19 protein-coding genes and 1 pseudogene are annotated in these 22,027 nt (G+C 69.0%); 18 read left to right on the forward strand and 2 right to left on the reverse strand.

Translation table 11 applies throughout. The features are described from left to right. From ON39_RS05000 to ON39_RS05080, 17 genes and pseudogenes are all read left to right on the forward strand, one after another. Positions 1-1,345, forward strand: a pseudogene (locus ON39_RS05000) (hypothetical protein); the annotation flags it as partial. 104 nt (positions 1,346-1,449) lie between these two features. Then, positions 1,450-6,873, forward strand: a complete 5,424-nt coding sequence (locus ON39_RS51135; protein WP_051186314.1) for a hypothetical protein — start codon at positions 1,450-1,452, stop codon at positions 6,871-6,873. Positions 6,874-6,916: 43 nt separating this feature from the next. Continuing rightward, complete coding sequence (locus ON39_RS05010) at positions 6,917-7,180, forward strand: hypothetical protein (protein WP_040731512.1); 264 nt, start codon at positions 6,917-6,919, stop codon at positions 7,178-7,180. Between the two features lie 106 nt (positions 7,181-7,286). After that, complete coding sequence (locus ON39_RS05015; RefSeq protein ID WP_255219230.1) at positions 7,287-7,637, forward strand: hypothetical protein; 351 nt, start codon at positions 7,287-7,289, stop codon at positions 7,635-7,637. 349 nt (positions 7,638-7,986) lie between these two features. Beyond that, a complete protein-coding gene (locus ON39_RS05020) occupies positions 7,987-9,498 on the forward strand; it encodes a hypothetical protein (RefSeq protein WP_157195407.1) in 1,512 nt (503 codons plus the stop codon). Then, on the forward strand, positions 9,417-9,839 hold the full coding sequence (locus tag ON39_RS05025) for a hypothetical protein (RefSeq protein ID WP_040731515.1): 423 nt from the start codon (positions 9,417-9,419) through the stop codon (positions 9,837-9,839). Before ON39_RS05020 ends, ON39_RS05025 begins: the two co-directional genes overlap by 82 nt. Continuing rightward, a complete protein-coding gene (locus tag ON39_RS05030) occupies positions 9,836-10,618 on the forward strand; it encodes an ESX secretion-associated protein EspG (RefSeq protein WP_040731516.1) in 783 nt (260 codons plus the stop codon). Before ON39_RS05025 ends, ON39_RS05030 begins: the two co-directional genes overlap by 4 nt. Before the next feature lie 56 nt (positions 10,619-10,674). Beyond that, positions 10,675-11,031, forward strand: a complete 357-nt coding sequence (locus tag ON39_RS05035; RefSeq protein ID WP_040731518.1) for a hypothetical protein — start codon at positions 10,675-10,677, stop codon at positions 11,029-11,031. Between the two features lie 27 nt (positions 11,032-11,058). Further along, the gene (locus ON39_RS05040) at positions 11,059-11,358 is read left to right on the forward strand and encodes a YbaB/EbfC family nucleoid-associated protein (protein WP_040731521.1); all 300 of its coding nucleotides are present in this window, start codon (positions 11,059-11,061) and stop codon (positions 11,356-11,358) included. A 94-nt stretch (positions 11,359-11,452) separates the two neighbouring features. Beyond that, positions 11,453-11,770, forward strand: a complete 318-nt coding sequence (locus ON39_RS05045; protein WP_040731523.1) for a type VII secretion target — start codon at positions 11,453-11,455, stop codon at positions 11,768-11,770. After that, entirely contained in the window at positions 11,767-12,120 is a 354-nt protein-coding gene (locus tag ON39_RS05050; protein ID WP_040731524.1) for a hypothetical protein, read from the forward strand. The genes ON39_RS05045 and ON39_RS05050 overlap by 4 nt, the downstream gene beginning before the upstream one ends. A 17-nt stretch (positions 12,121-12,137) precedes the next feature. Next, positions 12,138-13,169, forward strand: coding sequence for a hypothetical protein (locus tag ON39_RS05055; protein ID WP_040731526.1), 1,032 nt, complete (start codon positions 12,138-12,140; stop codon positions 13,167-13,169). A gap of 14 nt (positions 13,170-13,183) precedes the next feature. Beyond that, entirely contained in the window at positions 13,184-13,528 is a 345-nt protein-coding gene (locus ON39_RS05060) for a PE domain-containing protein (protein WP_040731529.1), read from the forward strand. Between the two features lie 31 nt (positions 13,529-13,559). After that, positions 13,560-14,546, forward strand: coding sequence for a PPE domain-containing protein (locus tag ON39_RS05065; RefSeq protein ID WP_040731557.1), 987 nt, complete (start codon positions 13,560-13,562; stop codon positions 14,544-14,546). Then, complete coding sequence (locus tag ON39_RS05070; RefSeq protein WP_040731531.1) at positions 14,543-15,334, forward strand: ESX secretion-associated protein EspG; 792 nt, start codon at positions 14,543-14,545, stop codon at positions 15,332-15,334. The genes ON39_RS05065 and ON39_RS05070 overlap by 4 nt, the downstream gene beginning before the upstream one ends. A gap of 86 nt (positions 15,335-15,420) precedes the next feature. After that, entirely contained in the window at positions 15,421-15,717 is a 297-nt protein-coding gene (locus tag ON39_RS05075; RefSeq protein WP_040731534.1) for a WXG100 family type VII secretion target, read from the forward strand. Positions 15,718-15,770: 53 nt separating this feature from the next. Beyond that, positions 15,771-16,064, forward strand: a complete 294-nt coding sequence (locus tag ON39_RS05080; RefSeq protein ID WP_040731536.1) for a WXG100 family type VII secretion target — start codon at positions 15,771-15,773, stop codon at positions 16,062-16,064. Positions 16,065-16,158: 94 nt separating this feature from the next. On the opposite strand, the gene eccE is transcribed toward ON39_RS05080, so the two are convergent. Beyond that, positions 16,159-17,958 carry a type VII secretion protein EccE gene (eccE, locus tag ON39_RS05085; RefSeq protein WP_246002842.1) on the reverse strand — a complete coding sequence of 600 codons (1,800 nt, stop codon included), beginning with the start codon at positions 17,956-17,958 and terminating at the stop codon, positions 16,159-16,161. 128 nt (positions 17,959-18,086) lie between these two features. On the opposite strand from eccE, the gene eccB reads away from it, so the two are divergent. Continuing rightward, positions 18,087-19,604, forward strand: a complete 1,518-nt coding sequence (eccB, locus tag ON39_RS05090; RefSeq protein ID WP_040731539.1) for a type VII secretion protein EccB — start codon at positions 18,087-18,089, stop codon at positions 19,602-19,604. Positions 19,605-20,013: 409 nt separating this feature from the next. Here eccB and eccA read toward each other — a convergent pair whose 3' ends face one another. Then, positions 20,014-21,846 (reverse strand): type VII secretion AAA-ATPase EccA, encoded by a 1,833-nt coding sequence (gene eccA / locus ON39_RS05095; protein WP_040731542.1) that lies wholly within the window; start codon positions 21,844-21,846, stop codon positions 20,014-20,016. Between the last annotated feature and the right edge of the window lie 181 nt (positions 21,847-22,027).

A 22,027-nucleotide genomic window follows, 5' to 3' on the forward strand; every position in this document is an offset into this window, starting at 1 on the left:
CGAGGCGGCGCCGACGTCCGGTGAGGAACTTCGGGTCGAGGTGCTCAGCGAGGGCGCGATGCTGATGGCCGAGCGGGTGGAGCTGATCACCCTCGACGACGGCACGCAGCTGATTCGCAAGACGCTCAGCAATGTTCGGCACGCGGACGCGGAGGTGCTCGCGGCGCTGGTCGGCCGCGCCGTCGGCGCGAATGTCCCGCATATCGTGCGGGCCAGCGACAACGTCATCTACATGCAGCTCATGCCGGGCGACTGGGCCAGCGCGCTGCACCCCGGCGCGTGGAGCCCACAGCAGACCGGGTTGACCGTCACGCCGGGCGGTATTCGCCTCGGCCTGTTGGACGTACTGATCCGCATGCCGGACCGCGGCATGACGAACTGGCTGGTCACCCCCGACGGACTCATCAGCGGTATCGACCACAGCCTCGCGTTCGGCGGCGGAAGGCGCCCGGACGCCGAAACCAGCAGCGGGTTCGCCCACACCTTCCTGGAGCCGGGCCCCGACGGCACGCCGCAGTGGCGTCAGCATGAGCTGACCTCCGCCGAGGTCGCCGAGGTCCGCCGCCGGATCGAGGAGTTGGAGCCGGCGTTCGCCGAACACCCCGACTGGTACCAGTCCGTCATCGATCGATTGGACAAGATCGAGCAGAACGCGCGGCCGGATGACGATCCGCCCCCGGCGGACGCCTCGACGCCGGGCGACGCGGGCCCGCAACGACCCGGCGGTCCGCGAGACCCCGGCGCGCCCGAAAACTCCGGTGCTGCACCACATCCCGAACGCAAGCCGCAATCTGACGGCGCCTCGCGTCCCGAGGGGACGCCGGAGCCGGGCGGCACTCCGCGTCCCGAGGGCACACCGCAGCCTGGCGGCAGTCCGCGTCCGGAGGGTGCGCCGGAACCGAGCGGTGCCTCGCGCTCCGAGGACACACCGCAGGCTGGTCGCACTTCACGCCCTGAAGGCGCACCGGAACCAGGCGGCACTTCACGTCCCGAAGGCATCCCGGAACCGAGCGGGACTTCGCGCCCTGACGGCACTCCGGAACCGAGCGGCACTCCGCGTCCCGAGGGCACTCCGGAACCGAGCGGCACTTCGCGCTCCGAGGGCACTCCGGAACCGAGCGGCACTTCGCGCTCCGAGGGCACTCCGGAACCGAGCGGCACTCCGCGCTCCGAGGGCACTCCGGAACCGAGCGGCACCTCGCGCCCCGAGCACACACCGCAACCCGGCGACCCCGCCCACACCAACGGCACACCCCGTCCCGACGGCACCCCCATCCCGCGGGCACACCACAACTCGACCCCGCCGCACAAGCGGCGGAAACCGCCCGCCACCGCGCCGCACTGACCGAGGCGCGCAACCTCGCCATACAAGCACTGGAACTCGCCGTCCGCAGGCGCAACGAGCTCGCGGAGTTTCTCGGTGTCGACCCCGCCAACAATTGGGCGGCATTGCGTCCGGGCGACGATCTCGCCGAGACGGTACGGGAGCTGAATCATCGCGTAGACGGCCAGGAGCGGCAGCCGCACGATGTGCTCCGCGTGAAAGAACTGGAGCGCCTGTCCAATCGCGTGCCGGAGGCCGAGGCGACGCTCGCGCGGTTGGCGGCCGAGCTCGCCGGGCTCGACGCCGAGTCCGGCCCGCGCGAGTCGCGCGAGGCCGAGTACGACCGCCTGCTGGAGGAGCGCGGCGAACGCGCCCGCCAGCGCGAAACCGCCCGTGCGACAAGGGATCAACTCGCCGAGCGCCTCGACGTCCGGGACCTGACCGGCGACGCGTTCGACCGCCGGATCCTGGAACTGCACGAGCAGGCGCGCACCAGGACGGTGCGGATGCCGGCCACCCTCGACAACCCCGCCAGGGTCGTGCACGAACAGGTGGCCGGGCCCGAGCGGGAGCTGCGCGACCAGACCATCCGCAGGCTGGTTCAGGCGGTGGAGGAGTTCAACCGGCTCGATCAGGCGGTCGAGCGGATCGACAGCCGCCTCGACGAACTGCACAGCGAGAACGTGGACCGGGACCGACCGCTCGCCGACGACGTCGTCGCCGCACTGGATCGACTGGCCCGTCAACGCGCGGCCATCTTCCAGGACAGCAGGCCGCGGCGCACGGTCATGGAAGACCTGGCCGAGCGCCTCGATGTCTCGCTGTCGGATCTCGGCCCGGAACCGGAGCGACTGGCCGAGACCATCCGGCACGAACTGAGCATCGACGACGGCACCGACCCCCATCGCCCGGCCATGCTCGAGGAGCTCGGGAAGGCCGCGGCCGACGTGATCAGGGCCGACAACGCGATGACCCGGCTCAGCGATCAGATGACCCAGGTCACCGAGCGATGGCGGGAGATCGTCGAGTGGCGCGACGCCATCGGCGCCGAGGGCGGGCGGATGGTGACCGACCGGGTCGGCATCATCGACGGCGAGCGTCCCCGGATCGTGGTCTTCGGTCAGCAGCCGGAGTCGGCGCGCGCGCACGCCCTGCACGACGCCGCGCTCGAACACGCGATCCGCACGAATGGCGCTGTCGCGCAGGCGATGCTGCGGCAACCGCAGATCGAGTACCGGCACACGGCGCCCGGCCGGGAGTCGGTGGTCCACCCCGGTCCGCCGCTGGAGCGCACCGCGACGGGCTGGGTCAAGGGCGACCCCGGCATGCTGATGGTCCGCTGGCGCGACGGCGAGGGCAACTGGCATACGGTCAATCCGAGCAGGCCCGACTGGACGGTCAATGTCGGCGACGACGGCAGGCTGCGCGGCGGCGCCGACCTGACCAGCTACGACCCGGGTGACCCGGATTGGTGGGCCGGCCTCGCCGACTACATCAACGACTTGGCGACGCCGTTCACCGATATCCCGCCGGGGCATATCGCGAAGAACATGCTGCCGATGAACCCGATGAACGTGCCGGTGAAGTACTTCCAGGACGGCATTCCGGACGAGGCGATCGTCAATGTGCACGTCGGCTCGGATTTCTATGCGATTCAACGGGATATCCGCACGCTGCTCGCGGCGATCGATCTCCCGATGGTCAAGCAGTGGATTCAGCGGCACCCGGGGATCGGGGACTGGATCAAGGCGCGGCCATGGTTGCAGAAACTGCCGCCCTTCGGGACGGTGTGGTCCGGCTTCGACTGGCACAAGCCGCCGGAGACCAATATCCAGCCGATGTTCCGCGACTGGGAGGCCGGCGAACATACGCGCCTCTACGAGCACGTGGAGATCCCGGAGTGGTTGCAGCGGGTCTTCGATCGGGAGATCGCCGATTGGCAGCGCGTACAGGATTGGGCCGACGCGGAATACGAGAAGTTCCGCGCCGACGACCGGCTGGCCGACAAGATCGCCGAGCAACTGCGGCACTACGGCGAGGATCAGCAGGCGGCCGCCGCGCGCAAGGTCGTCGACCTCGTGCGCAAGGAGTTGGTCGACGCCCACCGCGGCATCGACCCGACGAGGCCCGACGTCGCCGAGCAACTGAACCGCGTCGACCGGCAGATCGATGACCTGACCGAGCGCATGCTCGGGCTGTTCGACACCAATGACCGAGTCGCGGTCCGCGACACCATCGCCGACCTGCGAAACCTGTTGCTGGAGAGCCAGAACAACGGTCGCATCACCGACGAGCAGCTCAACCGACTGGCCGAGCAGATCGCGCCGCACATGTGGCACGACGCGACCGCCGAGGGCGCCGTTCCGCCGCCGCGGTTCACCAGGGAGCAGATCCAGCAGGTGCTCGATCACCTGATGACGGACGAGCACCCGGTCTCCGACTACGCCGACCCCACCGGCAGGGTGGTGCGCAGGCGGATGGATCAGCTCGCCGACGTCGCCGAGGCGATCAACCGGCTCGTCGAGGGCAAGCCGTTGAAGCAGGACATCGTTCTGCTCTACGACGCGCTCGCCGAGTCGGAGTTCCTGCGCGACCCCGAGAACCGGAAGAAGACCTGGCACGACGCGAACGTGCACGCGGTCGGCCTCGGCTTCCACTGGGACGCGGACCGTCCGCCGCTGACCGGCTGGCGCAAAGACATTCCGTACGCGCCCGCGCCGCTGCCGGAGCCAGCGCCGTTCCTGCCGCGCGACCGCTACCAGCTCGCACTGTCCGAGGCACGAGCCGTTTTGGACGCGCGGACCGACGCGTTGCTCGCGCTGGAACAGAGTCTCGGGATCGATCCGGCCTGGCTGTTCGACTCCTCGCAGCCGCTCGACGCGCGACTGGCGCAGCTGCGAGCGGATCAGTCGGACGCGGACGGCGCGCGCCGGGTGGACGATCTCGCGCAGGCCTTCCGCGACTTCGAGGACGCCGCCGCGGAGGTCCAGCGCCGCGAAGAGGACATCGCGCGCCACGACATCGAGCTCGACCGGGCGCGCGCCGCGATGCGCGCTGGACAGGGCGAACTCCCCGGCTCCGACGGGCAGACCCCGCAGGGTGATCGCGACGCGCACCACGAGGCCGATGCGCGGCTGGAGGCCGACCGGCGAGACGTGGCGGAGCTGCGCGAGCGGCTCGAACTGGACGTGGCGCAGGCCCAGGATCGACTCGATCGTGCCGAGGCCGCGCGCGCCGCGGCCGCCGCGAGTCTGTCGATGACGATCGAGCCGCACGAGCTTCGATCCGAGCGCGAAATCGAGGAGCGCGCAGAGGATTTGCGGGCGCGGACGCTGGACGTCACCGAGCAGCAGGCCCGCTTGGACCGGGTCGCCGAGCTGGAGCGGGCGGCCAAGGACTACCTGCTCGCCGAGGCCGAGGTCGCGCGTATCGAAGAGGAACTCGCCCATGCCGAGACCCGCGCCGAAGAGCTGACACCGCTCGAGACCGGCACAGGGGATCGGGCTCGCTCGAGCGAGGAGAGCTCGAACAGGCAAGAGCCGCTTGATAGTTCGTCGTCGGTGCGTCCGCACCCGGACGGCGCAGACTCCGAACATGGTGAGCAGTCGCATGATTCGGGCTCGGCGACACCTCGTGAGCGCGATGGTGCCGATCCCGAGCAGTCGGCCGACGCCTCGGTGCGGCCCGAACGTGACGGCGACACCGATGCCCAATCCTCCGCCGAGGCTGGGTCTACGCCGCATCGGAGTCGTGAAACCGCAGGGGATACCGACCGCTCCGAAGGTGAGATCAAGCCGTCGGGCGATGCGGAAGACCCAGGTCAGCCTCGTGATCGCGGCGACGCGAATCGTGACCGCTCCGAGGGAGATTGGGATGAGGACAAGTCCGGTGACGCCGAGACCAAGAGGCCGCGCGTAACGGAGGACGGCGACTCGGATCCTGATCGCGCTACGGACGGTTCTGATGATGGGCGGTCGCGTGATGCGAGCTCGGGTCGGCACCGTGAACTCGGAGACGCTGACGGTGATACCGATCGTGGTCGCCCCGAAGGTGATTCGGATGAGGACAAGTCCGGTGACGCCGAGTCCAGCAGGCCGCGCGTAACCGAGGACGGTGACGCGGATCGTGATCGCGCCACGGACGGCTCCGATGACGATGAGCCGTCGGGTGATTCGGCTTCGGGCCGTCGTCGTGAGCGCGGCGACGATGACGGTGACGCGGATCGTGATCGTTCCGATGAGGATGAGACGTCCGGTGATTCGGGTTCGGTCAGGGATCGGGATCGCGGCGACTCGGATCGGGACCGGTCCGACGACGACGATTCCGACGGCGCGGACCCCGACCGCCGCCGTGATCCCGACGTGAATCCGCCGGTGCTCCGCTCGCACATCCCGCATCCGCCACACGAATTCGAGCTCGAGTTCCCGCCGCCGGTGCTGCCTCCGCTGCCGCCGACCGCGCCCATGCCGGACCTTCCGGAGCACCGGGAGCCGCCGCGGCCGCCGGTACCGCCGCGTCCGCCGCACCCACCGACGACCCCGCACCCGTCGACGCCGCCGCACCATCCGACGCCCACCGGCCGTCCGGTCATGCCGCACCCGTCGACGCCGCCGAGGACGCCGACCACCCGGCCGACGCCACCCACGACACCCCCGACGACACCCCCGACGACGCCTCCGACTACGCCGCCGACGACGCCCCCGACGACGCCGCCGACGACACCTCCGACTACGCCGCCGACGACACCTCCGACGACGCCGCCGACGACACCTCCGACGACGCCGCCGACGACGCCCCCGACTACGCCGCCGACGACACCTCCGACGACGCCGCCGACGACACCTCCGACGACGCCGCCGACGTTCCCGCCCACCACACCGCCGACGACCCCACCGGGCCCGACGCAACCACCCACACCGACGCAACCGCCCGACCCCTCGCAGCTACCGCCCTACCCGGGGCAAGCCGGCCGCCCCGCCTACCCGGGACAACTCCCGCACCCACCGCAGAACGGCCTGCTGTCCCCGTCACCGGTCAACGGCTCCGCCGCCGGCCCGCCGTCGATGCCGCCGCCACCGATGGTGCCGCCGATGGCGGGATCGTCCGGCGGCGCCGGGGCGCGCGGCCAGGAGCGCCGACGCTGGAACGGCGAGAACACCGCGCCCAGTAGCGAAATCGTCATCCAGCCGCTCGAGGGCGGCCGCCTCGCGACGTTCGATCCGGAGACCGGCTCACTGCGCGCGATTACCTCGGCCACTGCCCCGGTGGGTGGCGTGCTCGGTTACTTCGGCGAGGTCCTCGCCGTGTTCTACCGCAAGGAGGGGCGACTCACGCTGCGGCTCGGCCCCAACGAGTTCGACCTCGAGGCCCCTGCGGTCGGCGTCGGCTGGCAGCATCTCGGCCCGCAGCACGCTCGATTCCAGGTGCACGTCGACGGCGAGCCCATCGTCGATTTCCCCTATCCGCTCAAGGGTGCGGGGAGCGACCTGGGCCTGCTGGTCCGCGACGTGCTGGCGGATCCCCGCCAAAGTGCCGGTGTATTCAGATGACCGGACGGCCGTGACCATAATGAACGCGAGGTGAGGAGGAATCATGCTCTTGGACTATCCGACCGAAGATGAACTGTGGCAGAGCTTCGCCACCGCGCTGGCCGCGGTCCGCAGCGGGGGCGGCGTCTCCTCGGACAACGGCCTCGATCTGCGCACCGTCGACGCACTTTGGGAGATCGCCGACGCCTATCCGAATATCCCCGAGGAACTGATCGCCGCCGCGCACGTCGCCTTCGCCGGCCAACTCGACGGCTCCAACGCGGCCGCCCGAGAGGCCGCGATCAATCGGGCTTTCGAGCAGGAGTGATCGAACTCGGCCCTTTTCTCAGCCATTAGGGTGAGAGGAAATCGGTCGTCCGCTGACCCGGAAGGTTGACATGCCGGACTTGAAACCCGTTGGCATATATCGAGAGATGTACAAGCGGGGGCACGACGATCTTCCCTCGATCCACGAGGCGCGCACCGACCAGCACCTCGACGACCGCGAGCGGATCCTCGAGTACCTGCGCAAAGCACCCGAGGTCTTCGACGTCATGGAGGCCGTCCCCAACATGGTCACCGGCGAGGGCTGGATCCCCGGCGGCTCCTCCCTGCACTCCGACGGCGAGTGGATCTGGCGCACCGACTCCCTCGAGTACCTCACCGCCCGGCCCTTCGCGCTCCCTGACGAATTCGTCGAGCACGTCCGAGCGAACGACTACACCCCGCCGGCCTTCGACCTGCGCGACGAGTCCTTCCGCGCCGCATACCTCCGCTATTTCTAGACCTCCGCGCGACCGTGCCGCCGGGTGGCGTGAGCGGTAAAGATCCTGGTCACGGCGTGTTGCGGGTAAGCGTGCCACCAAGATTCGGGTCTGTACATGCGAGGGCGACGCTAGTACCCATAGAATTGGCACGCTGTAGGAGCCGGCTGCGATGCCGACGCGCGCACACAACGTCAGCAGCGTCGCAGCTACGAGGAGGGCCAGTAGCGGATGAGTGGGCAGTCGCGGGGGTATCGATCGGTTCTGCCGGTCATGCCCCTCACCGAGTCGAGCACCCCGAGTCCACGCAGGAGTTTCCAGTCGTGGCGCCGCCCTCTTCGGGATGTCGAGTTAGTCAGGAGGGTGACCTGTGTCAGGTGACAAACCACCATCCCCGTTGGCCGGTATCGCCAAGCTGGCGAAGGACGGTGCGCTGGAGCTACAACCGGGGGCCCTCGAGGACTTGGTGAACGCGGCGAACGGTGCCCGCGTTCGCGTGTCGACGGTGCGGCGGGAAATCAACCGGATCGACAATCTGCCATCGTTCGCCGATCCGATATTGACCTCGGCGGAGACACTCGCCAAACGCTTCTCCGAGCGGGGCACCACACTCGGTGAGATCCTGGACGACCACATCAGGATTCTCGACGACCTCAACGATACTTTCGTCGCCGCGGCCAAGGCGTACAAGGGCGCCGACGAGGGCGGCAAAGCCGATTTCGGCAAACTCGAGCAGTGGATCAAGGATCACAAGAAACCGGGCCTGTACGACACCCTCGGTCCGCGCCCCGGCCCGGCGGGCTTGAGCGAACAGAACGACCGTCTCACGCCCAGCGGCAAACCGAAGACGGCGCAGCCCGATTGGAACGAAGCGGGCCAGCGCAAACCGGAAGAGAATTTCGGCCTGCCGCCGAGCCTGGCGAACGGGAAAGAAAACCAGTTCGCCGGACGAGGAACGCGTGCCGACGATCCGAGCAGCTTCAGCTACGAGCAATATCAGAAGATCATCACGTCCATGGACGGTAAACCGATCGTCGCCGCGCAGGCGGCGTCCGATTGGCGTTACCTGTCCGGTGAGCTGAAGTCGACGTTCACCATTCTGTCGAACAAGATGTCCTCGTCGGCGTCGAAATGGACCAGCCCGGGCAGCGCCGGTGACGACGGCGCCGCGGGTAAGGCGCGCAAGGCGATGAGCGCTTATGGCGACAGCGCCGATGCGTTGATGACGAATATGAACCTGATCGGCGACAACCTGGAATACGTCTCGGAGTGGCTGTACACCACCTACGTCGGTTTGATGAACGAGAACGCGAAAGTCATCAACCCGCTGCCCAACGAGACACAGCCGGCCTACGACACCCGCTCGCACGAGGTTCGTCGTCAGGGTTACATCCGCGCGATGAACGGCGCATATGTGCCCGGCGTCGAACACTCCGACCAGAAGATCGCGCTGCTGCCCGATCCGATTCCACCGGTAACGCAGCAAACACCGGGGCCTCCCGGCCCTCCGGGACCGCCCGGACCTCCCGGGCCCCCGGACCCGGATCGCAGAAGCAACTCCAGGATCAACAGCGCCAGCTCCAGGCGCAGGCCGAGCAGCAGCGCAAGCAGGCCGAGGCGCAGCGCAAGGCCCTGGAGGACCAGATGGCGAAGGCGCGTGCGGACCAGGAACAACGCGCCAAGCTACAGCAACAGCAGGAGCAGCAGCGAGCCGCGCAGCAAGCGAGTCAGCAGGCCGCCCAGCAGGTGGCGCAGCAGGCGCAGCAGATCGGCCAGCAGCTCGCGCAGGCCGCCCAGCAGATGGGGCAGCAATTGGCCAGCGCGGCACAGCAAGCCGCGCAGCAGGCCGGTCTGGCCGGCCTGCCGAACATCCCGAGCCTGAAGGATCTGGAGGAGCAGGCCAAGAAGGCCTTGGGCACCGCCGCGTCCAAGGGCGCGGGCCCGGGCCCCGGCGGTGTGCCGAAGGGCACGAGCGTCGGCCAGAATTTGGACAAGGCGGCCAAGCTGTTCCCGCGCGCCGAGGCCACCACGACGGGCACCGCGACCGGCGCGCGCGCGGGCCTGGCAGCCAATTCCGGCATGGGTATGGGCCCCGGGCCCGGACCCGGCGCCGCCGGTCAGCAGAAGGAGCACAAGCGAGCCGACTACCTCGACTCCACCGAGCACCTGGAAGAAGCGATCGGTGAAGCACCGGTCGTGGTCAAACCCATTGTGGAGCAATGAATCGCACCTGGGACTTCACCGATCTGGAATTCGCCGCGGCCTGGGACGCGACGCAGGCCGACCTTGTCCCGGAGCCGTTCGTCTACACCAGCGAGACGAAGTACTACGACGACGCTCGCGAAGCGATGCGCCAGGCGTGGGGGGACGTACTGTCGCGCTGGGGCGCCGAGGTGACCGAGATCCTCGCGGCGGTCGCGATGCCGGACATTCGGTTGATCATTCGCGGGCTGGACGGCCAGGATCCACTCAACCCGAAGAAAATCGTCCGGATGCTCGCCACGCGCAAAGGTGACTACGCGTATCTGATCACTCAGAAACCGGGCCGAACCTTTTGGCACGCTGGAGGTTTCACGATCAGCGAACACGAGGTGCTGTCTCTCGGCGATACCGTGGCCGCCGCCCTGCCGAAGGCCGAGGCCGGGCGGCAGTCCGATTTCGTGCTCGTCCAGCCGCGCGCCGAGGAAGAATTCGATTACTCGTACGGGCGCTCCAGGATTCAGGATTTCGACGACGGTGTAGATCGCCGCAGCGCCGAGTTCAACAATGCGACCGTCGACCTGGACGGCACCATCACGGTGCAGCAGGGTTATTCACGATTCGGACCCCGAGGCATTACCAATATGTATCTGCGATGGTGCGATCTGGTCGATGACGGGAGATACGTTGTGGTGCCGGGCCAGCCGACGACGGTGGTCGCCGCGGACACCAGGCGGCTGGGCGCGTTGATCAACACCCAGATCGCCGAAGTGGTCCGGGCGATCAAAGACGATCGCGCATAAGGAGTTGACATGCGTGAGAAGCTGTTATTGATCCCATGTCCGGAAGGGGGGCGGGTGTGACGACATCCAATGACGATGCCGCGCGGGAGTTTCCGACGGAATTCGTCGCGACCTCGCTGACCGGATCGATCGCGGTGCGCACGACCGAGCAGGGACTGCCGCTGGGCATCAAGGTGGATCAGGATCAGTTGCGCCGCGACCCCGCGACGTTGGCGGCCGAGATCCTGCGCCTGTGCAAGCAGTCGGCGAACCGGGCGGGACTGGCCCGGCGGGCGCAGCTGCGCGAGGCGGGCTTCACCTCGGAGATGTTGGCGATGACGGGCTTGCCGACCGAGGAGGAGGTCGCCAGGCAAGAGATCATCGACGAGCAGGAGTACGAGACCGAACCACAGAGCTGGCTTCGATCAGTCTGACCAGGACGAGAATTCGGGAGGTAAGTCATGGTCGACACGATGGACGAGTTGATCGCCCGGGTGCAGCAACAGATGTACCGGCTGCGTGACCTCAACGACGCGACCGCCGCGATCCTGGCGACCGAGACATCGGAGGACGGGGCGGTCACCGCGTCGGTGGACGGCAACGGCGCGCTGGTCGACCTGCGCCTCGGCGGCGCGATAGCCAAGCTTTCGCCGGCCGACTTCGAGCAGACCCTGGTCGACACCGCGCGGGCCGCCGCCCACCGGGCATTCGCCGAGCGCGCGGACCTCGTCACCGCCTATAACCAGGAAAGTGCGGGGTAGTGATCGAGAAATGACGTCGTGATCAGCGCGCAGTAGCTCCGATAGGTAAGGTTTGACGAAACATCTTGGGGTGTTTCGGGATTGGATGACAGTCATGAATCACATTGAAGTTGTTCCCGATGCGGTTCGGGCCTACGGTTCCGCCTCCGCCGCGATGGCCGCGGGCGTCGCCTCGGCAGGCGCGGTGGACCAGGCCGCGACCATCGCCACCGTCGTGCCGGTTTTCGGCCTGATCGGCCAGGAGTTCCTCGCCTCCTACGCCTTCGCGCAGGCGAACCACCTCAGCTCGGTGGCCGAGCTGGCCGCGGTGCACGCGGGCACCGCGCTCACCGCGCACGAGGCCGCCGCCACCTACGAGGTCACCGACGGCGCCTCCAGCGCGGCCATCGGATCGGTCAACTCGAAGTCATGACCATCCCCGGGGCCATCCCACCGCCGGGGGCGGAGCCGCTCGATCCGACCGTCCTGGATCTGTTGCGGGCCAGTTCACTCGCGCCGATGCTCGACCAGCCGGTGAACCACATCCTGCAGGACATGGGTCTGCCGAACCTGCCGGAGATGCCCTCGGTCATCCACATGCCCGAGCTGCCCCCGCTGCCGCCGTTGGATCTCACGGCGCTGATGCGGCCGCTGACCGATCTGGCGTCCGCGTTCGGCAGCGGGAAGCTGGGTGCCCCGCCGCCCGCGCCCGCCCGGCGAACGCCGAGGGCGCGCAGAACGCCGCGGCGCCCGCCCCCGCGCCCGACCCCACGCAGCTGCTGAGCCAGATCTCGACCGTCATGCAGACGGTGATGCAGGTCGGCACCTCCGCGATCCAGACGGCCATGTCGGTCTGGCAGGGCATGGCGGCGATGGAGGCGGCGAAGAAGGCGGGCGAGGCAACGCAGGACGCGGCAAAACTGGAGGGGCAGAGCCATTCCGAGAAGGCGGTCCTCACCAACGCCGCGGGCAGCGTCTTCACCGGCGCCGGGCTGATGTCGGCGGTGGTCGCCAAGTTCTCCACCACCCTCGCGTTGGCGCCGCTGTACGCGGCGACCCCTGCGGGACAGGTGTTTCTGGCCGCCTCCGCGGTCGAGGCGATGGCCGAGGCCCTCGGCATCACCGTCAAGACCAAGGGCGAACTGCTGGGCCACAGCGCCTCGATGACCGCCACCGGGACGAAGGTCCCGATCACCAACGCGCCCAAGGGCGTCGCGGGCGCGGGCGGCACCGAGCAGCTCAGCCAGTTGATGAGCATGGTCACGCCGTTGATCAGCACCGCGAGCACCGCGGCGCAGTCACTCGGTCAGCTCGCCCAGGCCAGCTCGGCGCTCAGTGCGCCGAAGCCTGCCATCGACTCGAAAACCCATGAGACGGCGGCACTCTCCGACGAGGAGAAGGCGAAGGCCGAGGCGGCGGCCGCGGGCGGTGCGGGCGCCCTGGGCGGCGGCGCCTTCGCCGGTCCGGGCCCCGGTGTCGCGGCCACCCCGGCCCAGCCGTTGAACCCGTGGCAGGGCACCCGGGTGGCGAGCGGCTCGATGGGTTCGCTCACCAGCCTCAGCGGCCTCGGGTCGAGTCCCGCCGGGACGACGGCGATGTCGACCGGCGCGGCGACCGGTGCGGGTGGCGGCATGATGCCGATGTCGGGCGCCGGGGGCATGGCCGGACTCGGCAAGGACGGCGCGTCGAGCAGCGACGCACTGCGCGGCCAGATGGTGACCAGCCAGCACGGCGACGAAGTGGTCGGCCGGATCGAAGGGGTCTCGCTGCCGGTGGTCGGCGCGCCGGACACCCATTCGGAGCCGCCGCCGGATAAAGAACTCACGCTCTGACTAAGGAGGGTCTCATGAGTAGTGACGGGGTAGGTGCGGCGTTCGCGAGTGTCCAATTCGACGCCGTCGCAGCGGGAAAGGCGTCGAACGGGCTCGACGTGCTGGCCGACCGGCTGGCCGCCGACCTGAAGGCGGCCGAGGAGGCGCTGACGATTCAGCCCGCCGGCGCCGACGAGGTCTCCGGCCGGGTCGCCCAGACCGGGAACGAGGTCGCGACCTCGTACCTGGCCAGCGCGCAGGCCAGCGTGACCGAGATGCGCAAGCTCGCGGCCACGTTGCGGATGCACACGAACGAGTTCAGCCAGATGGAGAGTGACAGCGTCGCGGGCTTCGACGCCGCGGGCGGCAAGTCCGTCTGAGGCGCGGTCCATGGAAAGGCACAGCGCAGCGATGATCGAACCACCGAAGCCAGGGTTCACCGGCGTGGTGTGGGAGGCCAGGGAGCCCGAGCGGCTCGCCCGCGACCTCACCACCGGGCCGGGCTCTGTGCCGATGGCCGAGGCGGCCGCCGAATGGGCGCGGCTCGCCACGGTTTTCGGCGCGGCGGTGCTCGAGTACGAGCAGGTGCTCGCCACGCTGCGCAGCGCATGGCAGTCCGGTCGCAGCGGCGAGGTCATGGACAAGGTGACCACGCTGCGGGACTGGCTGGTGGACGCGGCCACGACCGCCACCGAGAACGCGGCGCGCCTGCAGACGCAGATCGCCGCGTACGAGGTCGCCAAGCTGACCATGCCGAACACCGCTGACATCCAGCAGATCCAGCAGGTGCAGCACATGCTGGAGAACATGGGCGCCATGCTCGGCGCCCCGATCCGCGCGGTGGCCGCGGGCAACGACGCGGAAGCGGACGTGGCGAAGGCCGTCGCGTCGCGGGTGATGCGCAGCTACGAAACGGCCGCGGAACCGTTGGCGACACCCTGGCAGCATCAGGAGCCGCCGAAGATCGCGCCGGAGCAGCCGTTGGCCGCGGAGCAGGCCGCCGTCGCCGCGGCGACGGCGGCGCCGAAATCGCTGCCCGGGCTCGGCGGTGTGCCGATCGGCTCGATCGCGATGCCCAACCTGCCGCCCAGGGCGCTGTCCGCCTACCGCGCGCCGGTGTATTCGCAGGCGACCACGACCACCGAGCCGACGACCAAGGCCACCCAGGTCGGCACCGCCAACGCGACCGGGCAGTCCGCGCCGATGGCTCCCGGCGCGATGGGCGGCGCTGGGGCGTCCCAGGATTCGGCCAGGTTCCCGCGCGCCAGCCTGGCGGGCGAGGGCGACCAGATCGGTCTCGAGGGCGAGATCCAGGCCGCGCCCGCCGTGCTCGGCGGCACGGAGTCGGTGGCCAAGGCCCCCACCGAGACGCGGACCGAATCCGGCGGTGCGCCGTGACGACCCTGACCAACGACGCCTTGCTCGCGGTCGCCGACCGGATCGGCGTGCAGACCCTGCCGCTGGCGCTTTCGGTTGGGCCGCAACAGGATTCGTATGAGGAGTGGCAGCGGGCGCAGGAGCACGCGGTGGCGACGCTGATCGGCGACGGCCTGATCGACGCGCACGGCGAGGTCGACGCTGAGCTGACCGACACCCTGTTCACGCTGGCGCTCCCGGAGCAGGAACTGGTCGCCCGCATCTTCACCGAGCACGGCCCGCGCCGGGTCTGTGTGGTGCGCCGCGGCGACGCGCACGCGCTCGCGGTGCGCACCGGCGACGACTTCGAGGTGCGCAGGCTGTGGACGGACGGGTCGGCGTCCGATCTGGTGCGGCCGCTGCTCGCCGCGATGGATCCGTGCCCGCCCGCCGAGATCCCCCAATTCAGCGTCCCCGCCGCCGAACTCGCCGAGCGGCTCGACGCCGCCGCGACGTCGAGCGAGCTCACCGACGCCTTCTATGCCTTGGGTGCCACCGATCGCGACGCCGCCAAGCTGGGGCCCGCGTTCGGTGCGACGCACGCTTACGCCGAGATAGTGGCGTGCGCCCATGAGGATGGCGTGACCACCCGGGCGCCCGGTGCGGTCGCCGTGTACGACACCGCCCGCGGGCGGATCGTCGCGGCGCCGACGGTCTCCCCGGACCAGCAGGTGTGGTCCACGGTCACGCCAGGTACCGATCACCGGGTTGCGCAAGCAGTCGCCACGTTGATCGAGGGACTGCCCGGAGGGAGGTGGCTGCCTCAGTAGTACTCGGGTGGCAACCTCGGTTGTCTCGGAATTCAACGAGATCGTTTGTCTGATAACGATCATCAAATATGACGAAAGGTCAAAAAATGGCACTCACCTCTCTCGGTGGCGGAAGCGACGCGGTTGGCCTCGAGGCCGGTGGCATCTCCAAGGTCGTCAGCGATCTGCAGGACGCGATCACCAACCTGCGCAACTCGGTCAACCAGATCGACCAGGCGGCCCAGGATGCGAAGAACGGCTGGAAGGGCCAGGCGTCCGACAAGTTCAACCAGGTCGCCGACGCCTGGAACGACGAGGCCAAGGATCTGAACCAGAAGCTGAACGCGTTCTCCGAGGCCGTCGATCAGGGCAGCAAGCAGCTCCAGTCCATGGACGAGGTCTGATAGCTCGGCGCATACCCACCTGTTCACACATCCATCGCTCGAAGGAATAAAGAATGACCATCCTTTACGACCCCGCGTCCATGAACCACCTGTACGACGAGTTGCAGACGCACGGCGGAAAGATGAAGAGCGAGATCGACACGCTCCAGTCCTGCGCTTCGGCTTTCCACAGCAACCTGAGCGGTAAGAACGCCGCCGCGGGCTTCGACGCTAAGCACAAGGAACTCAGCACGTCGCTCGAGGACACGCTGCAGAAGCTGGACGACCTCGCCGCGCAGGTCGAGAACGCGCTGCAGCGCGCGCTCGAGGCCGATGGCAAGGTCGGCGACGGTTTCGCCGCCTTCTGACATGTCCATCACCTGACGGCCGGCCGGAACATCGAGTTCCGGTCGGCCGTTCGGCGTGAATCACCGATTATTGAACGGGCACAGTCTTTTCGAGTTATCGCGCGGCGAGTGATTCGCCGATGTAGTGCATCTCGTCCGGCGTGGTCACCATGAACACCGTCGCGCTCGCGGTCGCGGTGCGCACGGTGATCCGGTTCGGCGCGTTCGGGTCCTGGACCAGCGTGACGTCGGCGTCGATCGCGCTCGGCGGCTGTTCCGGCGTGCGCACGTGCACGATGGTGGCCCCGCCCGCGTGCGTGGTCGGCGCGATGCCGTCGAACACGAGCACCGTGGTGCTCGGGTAGGGCGCGGCGGGCAGCGGCGGCGCGGCGGGCGCGTGATAGCTGGCGCCGGCGGAGCGCGGCGCGATCGAGATGACGTGCGGCGCATCGAGATTGGTCACCATGGTGTGCCATGCGTCGGGGCGCGCGGTGTGCACGATGGCGTGCGCGCCCAGCGCGGTCGCCCGCAGGATCACCTGCTGGGCCAGGTCCAGATTGCCGATGACCTCGACGTGCCTGGTGCCCTCGCCGATCAGCGGGACCGCGATGCCCTGGCCGATCTCGTCGGCGCCGATCAGCTGCCCGCAGCCCGCCGTCGGCACCGCGATGTCGGTGAGCGCGGCAATGGTGCCCCGGTATCCGGCGTCGGCGCCCCAGCGGCCCGCGGATCCGATCGGCAAGGTGTCCAACAGGATTCGCAGCTGATTGCCGGGCAGCTCGCGCAGGCCGGGCAGCGGCGGCTCCTCCGGCTCGAAGGTGGTGTCGAACCGCACCACGGCGTTGAGCACGACCGTGCCCGCGTGGTCGGCGCGCGTGTCGTGCCGCTGCGTGCCGGGCCGCAGCCGCAGGGTCACCGTGGTGGACAGGCTCTGCACGGTCCAGATGTCGGCCAGCCCGCGCGGGCCGATCATGTCCGCGCCGATCTGATAGTGGGTCATATAGCGGCCCTGGTACTCCAGGGACTGCGGCGACTCGGTGAGTTGATCGACCTCGAAGCCGTGGGTGAGTTCACGGACCGCGGTGTTCATCTCGACGGCGGTCAGCACGGAGGTGGCGATGTCGTGCGCGGCGAGCCGGTTCGCCACCCGGCGGGTGGCGATCATCGCGGTGCGCAGAGCGCCGGTGCCGCCGCCGCCGCGTTTGTCCACCGCCTCGGCGTTGGCGAGCGGGTCCAGCCGCAGCACCAGCCAGAGGGTGCGGTGCGCGATGGCGGGCAGCGGGCCGAGAATGCCGTCGTAGAGGTGGGAGATGATGCCGGTGCCCGCCGTGCGCGCGCCCGTGCTCACGATGTCGATACTGGCCAGCGCGAGGTCGAATTGATCCAGGCAGCGGGCGATCTCGGTGAGCGGGAGCAGCTGATCGGTGCTCAGCGAGCCGCGGCGCAGCAGCGTCAACGCGTCCGGCGGCGGATCGATCCGCAGCATGGTGAGCAGCAGCTCGCCGTCCCAGCGCACCCCGTAGCCGCCGCCCTCGCTGAACGGCACGTCGAACGCGGGAGCCTGGGCCAGCCGCTCGGCCGGGCGCAGTCCGCTGCGCCGCCTGGCCAGTGCGCCGCCGATCCGCGCCGCCGGGGTGCGACCCCGGAGCGGCAGCAGGAAGATCAGCGCGAAACCCACGCCCGCGCCTAGCGCGCCCCACAGCGAATGCGTTGTGGCGAGCACGATCCAGGCCAGCGCCGCGGCGATCGCCACCACCGGCACGACCACCCGCAGCGGATAGATCCGGAACAGCCAGAACTCGGGGTCGCGCAGCGTGTCGTAGACCGAGGCGCGGCCGGCGGGTGACGGGGGTTCCCCCGTGCCCGCCGCTTCGGTCGCCTCGTCGGGCCTCGTCTCGTTCACAGTTGTCGTCACCCGCGTAATCCCTGTCTGCCACCCGTACGGCCGCCGCCCCATGGCCATGAAAACATCGGTTCAGGGCCGTCCTGGAATTACGGTACCGTGTCGATGAAGATGGTTCTCGACAGTTCGATGGAGACCTAGTGCCGGCACAGCTGACCACCCGCGCCCAGGTCAACGGGTATCGATTCCTGTTGCGCCGACTCGATCACGCGCTGGTGCGGCGCGATGTGCGAATGCTGCACGACCCCATGCGGTCTCAGGTGCGCTCGCTGCTGGTCGGCGCGGTACTCGGCATCCTGATCATCGCGGGCGCGGCCATCCTCAGTTTCCTGCGGCCGCAGGGCGCGATCGGCGACTCGTTGATCGTCTCGGGCAAGCAGAGCGGCGCGCTGTATGTCGTCGTGCAATCCGAGGACGGCAAGAAGACGCTGCACCCGGTGCTGAATCTGGCCTCCGCCAGGCTGATCACCGGCACCAACGCCGAGCCGCACGCGGTGAAGGACAGCAAGCTCAACGACATGCCGCGCGGCCCCATGGTCGGCATCCCCGGTGCGCCCAGCGCGCTGCCCGGCTCGTCGCAGGGCTCCCGGTCGGAATGGGCGCTGTGCGAGACGATCACGCTGTCGCAGGGCGGCAGCGCCGCCTCGGCCACCGGCGGCACCACGACCATCATCGCGGGCCGCCCGGCCCTCGGCGATCGGATCCGCACGGTCGGCAAGGACGAGGCCTTGCTGGTCAAGCGCAGCGACAAGACCTACCTGGTCTACGACGGCAAGCGGGCCGAGATCGACCCGGGCAACTCGGTGCTGGTGCGCGCGCTGAACCTCACGACCCACCGGGCGCGCCCCATCGGCACCGGAATGCTCGGCGCCACAACGGAAGTCCCCGCGCTCACGGCGCCCCAGATCCCGCAGGCCGGGCAGCCCGGTCCAGGGCCGCTGGCCAAGATCCCGGTCGGCGGCGTCATCTCCATTCGCGACGTCGGCGACGGCAAGCCGGACCTGTATGTCGTGCTCCCCGACGCGCTGCAGCCGGTGAGCCCGTTCACCGCGCAGGTGATCCGGTTCGCCGACTCACATGGCATGAGCGAGATCCCGACGATGCCGCCGGACGTGCTCGACCGGGTGCGCGTGGTGCACGATGTGCTGCCGGTCAACGACTTTCCGGTCGAGACCCCGAAGATCCTGAACGCCGAGGACGCCCCGGTAGCGTGCGTCGCCTGGTCCAAGACGCCGGGCACATCCCCGGGCAGCCGCAAGGCGGACGCGGGCGACGGCCCCAACGAACGCGCCTCGGTCACCCTGCTCGCCGGTGTGCGCGCGCCGATCGCCGATTCGGCGAAGGCCGTCTCGCTGGCCACCGCCGACGGCGCGGGCGACCGGGTCGACGCCGTGTACGTGCCGCCGGGCTCCGGCGAGTTCGTCCAGGTGACCGGCATGTACCCGGGCAGCCCGCGCCTCGGCAGCCTGTTCTACGTCGCGGACAACGGTGTGCGCTACGGCATTCCCGACATGGCCACCGCGGGCATACTGGGCCTCGGGGACACGCCGCGTCTCGCGCCGTGGGCCATCATCGGCCAAATGGTCCCCGGCCCAACACTTTCCACGAAGGATGCGCTGAAGGTGCACGACATGTTGCCGCAGGAACCGCAGCACTAGACTCAGCCGTCAGCCCTTGGAGCCGCTCGCTGTCGGAGCCGTCAGGCCCAATGCCGTACGCGGCTCGCCGAGCGGCCGGCGGTCGGAGCGGCCTCGGCTCCGAGTGGCTCCGGCTGAACGGCTCCGACCTTGAACGGCTCCGACCCCGAGTGGCCTCGACCCTGAACGGCTCCGGCCTCGAACCGCTCCGGCCCTGAGTGGCCTCACCCCTGAGTGGCTACGGCCCCTATGTGGCCGGATCTGAGCGCCACCCCTGAATCGGTCAGCGGACTGAGCCGCAAGCAGTGGCCAATCCTCTTGCCGTGTCGGCGAATTCGGGGCCACGCCGATGCTGCCCATGATCACCGACGCGGACCACGGCGACCTCCAGCAGCTGTGCCGATGGCCTCGTCCAGCGTCGCCGGTCCGCTCAGACGCTGAACGCGACGTTCAGCGAGGCGAGGATGCCGGTGAGCGCGGTGTGCATATCGGACGCCTCGATGCGCATCAGCATCGACTCGTCGATGGTGGCCAGGTCCAGCGTTTCGTCGTTGGCCAGCCGGAACTCGCGTTCCTCCTCGGCCGCCTCGATGACGTTGCGGATGAACCGGCCGTTGCCCGCCAGGTCGACGCCGCGGCGCGGCTGACCGCTCTGGTCGGTGCTCTGCTGCTCGTAGAGCTGGGTGCAGGCCAGCACGAGCAGCTCGAGCGCGTCGTCGGACAGCTCCGAGTCCCGCTTGTGCGCGATGACCTTGCCGATCTCACCGAGCTCGGTCGGCGTGTACGACGGGAACTGCACGCGCTTGGAGAACCGTGACGCCAGACCGTCATTGGCGGCGAGCAGGCGATCGATCTCGCCGTCGTACCCGGCGATGATGACGACGAGCCGGTCGCGGTCGTTCTCCATCCGCGCCAGCAGCGTGTCGACGGCCTCGCGGCCGAACGAGTCGCCGCCTTGCAGGCCGGTCTGGATCAGCGTGTACGCCTCGTCGATGAACAGCACGCCGTCCATCGCGCTGTCGATCAGCGCCTCCGTCTTGAGCGCGGTGCCGCCGAGGTTCTGGCTGACGAAGTCGACGCGCTTGGCCTCGATCACCTTGTCGGTCTTCAGGATTCCGACGCCGCAGTAGATCTTGGCGACCACGCGGGCGATGGTGGTCTTACCGGTTCCCGGCGGACCGGTGAACGCGAGGTGCTGGCCGCGCGCACCGGCGGCCAGGCCCTTCTCGGCCCGGATCTTCGCCATCTGCGCACTCGACTGCAGCTTGGCGACCTGAGTCTTCACCGAGGACAGGCCGATCTGGGAGTCGAGCTCCGCGCGCGCCTCGGCGAGGATCTTCTTGGCCCGGTCCTCGGCCTCGACCTGCTCGATCTGGCGCATCGACGGCGCGGAGGCCGGATCCCACTTGTCGGTGCGGGCGTCGATCGTCTCGCGGGAGGTGACGCTGATGCGGTAGGTGCGGTCGCGCATCGCGGCGGCGTTCGCCTCGAAATCCGGGGCCTGCGAGTACACCTTCTCGAACAGGGCCTGTGCGACTTCTTCGTTGCCGGATTCGCGCAGGCACAGACCGCGGCAGAACATGGCGGTCGAGCGCGCCGCCGGAATCGGGCCCTGCTCGGCCTGTTCCATCCGCCGGATCGCCTCGCCGAACAGACCGAGCTGCGCGCAGGCCGTGCCGACCATGACGTTCGCGCCGGCCGCGAGGTAGGGGTCATCCCACTCGGCGGACCCGGCCAGCACCGTCATCACGTCGGGCCAGCGCTGAGTGTTGTAGTGCAGCACGCCGCGGACGTACGCGCAGATGCGGTTGTCGATCTCGCGATCCGGGTCGCTCAGCTGGGACCTGCGGTAGGCGTCGAGTTCGTCGAGCACGCGCTCGGCCTCGTCGTACTCCTTGTCCGCGATGAGTTGGGCGGCCCAGGCCAGCCAGATCTCGGTGTAGCTCGCCAGCGGGTAATCGATATAGAGGCCGGGCAGGAACCGGCCCGCCAGCTCCCGCGGTCGCAGGCCGAGCCTGCGCTGCTCGCGGTACAGCGTGCTGGTACTGGTCCGGTGCATGTTGAACAGGACGTCCTTGGTGAGCTCACCGGCGGCGGCGCGGCCGAGCCAGGCGTCGCACATGGTGGGATCCCACTCGGTGGCGCGCTGGAACGCGAGCTTCGCGTACTCGAGGTCGCGCGCGGATTCCTGCCCTTCGATGGACAACCCCAGCGACAGAATTCCGGCGTCGAAGGCGCGTTGTGCTTGGCGATTGCCGGTCATGGCTGTCGGACCCCGAAGTCTTGGTTCGTAGTAGCGGATGAGTTGTTTATGCCCCCCAGACTACCGATCGCGCAGTGCCTGGTCTGTCCGTTACATTAGGTTCAGCTGCCGGGAGGTTGCAACGCAAGTGTCTCTGGGTGAGAGTCATACGGGTGTCGAAGTCCTTCACTCAGAAGACGTT

Origin of the sequence: Nocardia tenerifensis NBRC 101015 (assembly GCF_000308715.1) — a bacterium.
Classification (GTDB): Bacteria; Actinomycetota; Actinomycetes; order Mycobacteriales; family Mycobacteriaceae; genus Nocardia; species Nocardia tenerifensis.

Coding starts and splice junctions, on each gene's coding strand:
- ON39_RS05040 (WP_040731521.1), top strand. CDS start 11,059: ATGGTCGACACGATGGACGAGTTGATCGCCCGGGTGCAGCAACAGATG.
- ON39_RS05025 (WP_040731515.1), top strand. CDS start 9,417: ATGGGGCAGCAATTGGCCAGCGCGGCACAGCAAGCCGCGCAGCAGGCC.
- ON39_RS05065 (WP_040731557.1), top strand. CDS start 13,560: ATGATCGAACCACCGAAGCCAGGGTTCACCGGCGTGGTGTGGGAGGCC.
- ON39_RS05060 (WP_040731529.1), top strand. CDS start 13,184: ATGAGTAGTGACGGGGTAGGTGCGGCGTTCGCGAGTGTCCAATTCGAC.
- ON39_RS05075 (WP_040731534.1), top strand. CDS start 15,421: ATGGCACTCACCTCTCTCGGTGGCGGAAGCGACGCGGTTGGCCTCGAG.
- ON39_RS05010 (WP_040731512.1), top strand. CDS start 6,917: ATGCTCTTGGACTATCCGACCGAAGATGAACTGTGGCAGAGCTTCGCC.
- ON39_RS05045 (WP_040731523.1), top strand. CDS start 11,453: ATGAATCACATTGAAGTTGTTCCCGATGCGGTTCGGGCCTACGGTTCC.
- ON39_RS05030 (WP_040731516.1), top strand. CDS start 9,836: ATGAATCGCACCTGGGACTTCACCGATCTGGAATTCGCCGCGGCCTGG.
- ON39_RS05015 (WP_255219230.1), top strand. CDS start 7,287: ATGTACAAGCGGGGGCACGACGATCTTCCCTCGATCCACGAGGCGCGC.
- ON39_RS05055 (WP_040731526.1), top strand. CDS start 12,138: ATGCAGACGGTGATGCAGGTCGGCACCTCCGCGATCCAGACGGCCATG.
- eccA (WP_040731542.1), bottom strand. CDS start 21,846: ATGACCGGCAATCGCCAAGCACAACGCGCCTTCGACGCCGGAATTCTG.
- ON39_RS05050 (WP_040731524.1), top strand. CDS start 11,767: ATGACCATCCCCGGGGCCATCCCACCGCCGGGGGCGGAGCCGCTCGAT.
- ON39_RS05080 (WP_040731536.1), top strand. CDS start 15,771: ATGACCATCCTTTACGACCCCGCGTCCATGAACCACCTGTACGACGAG.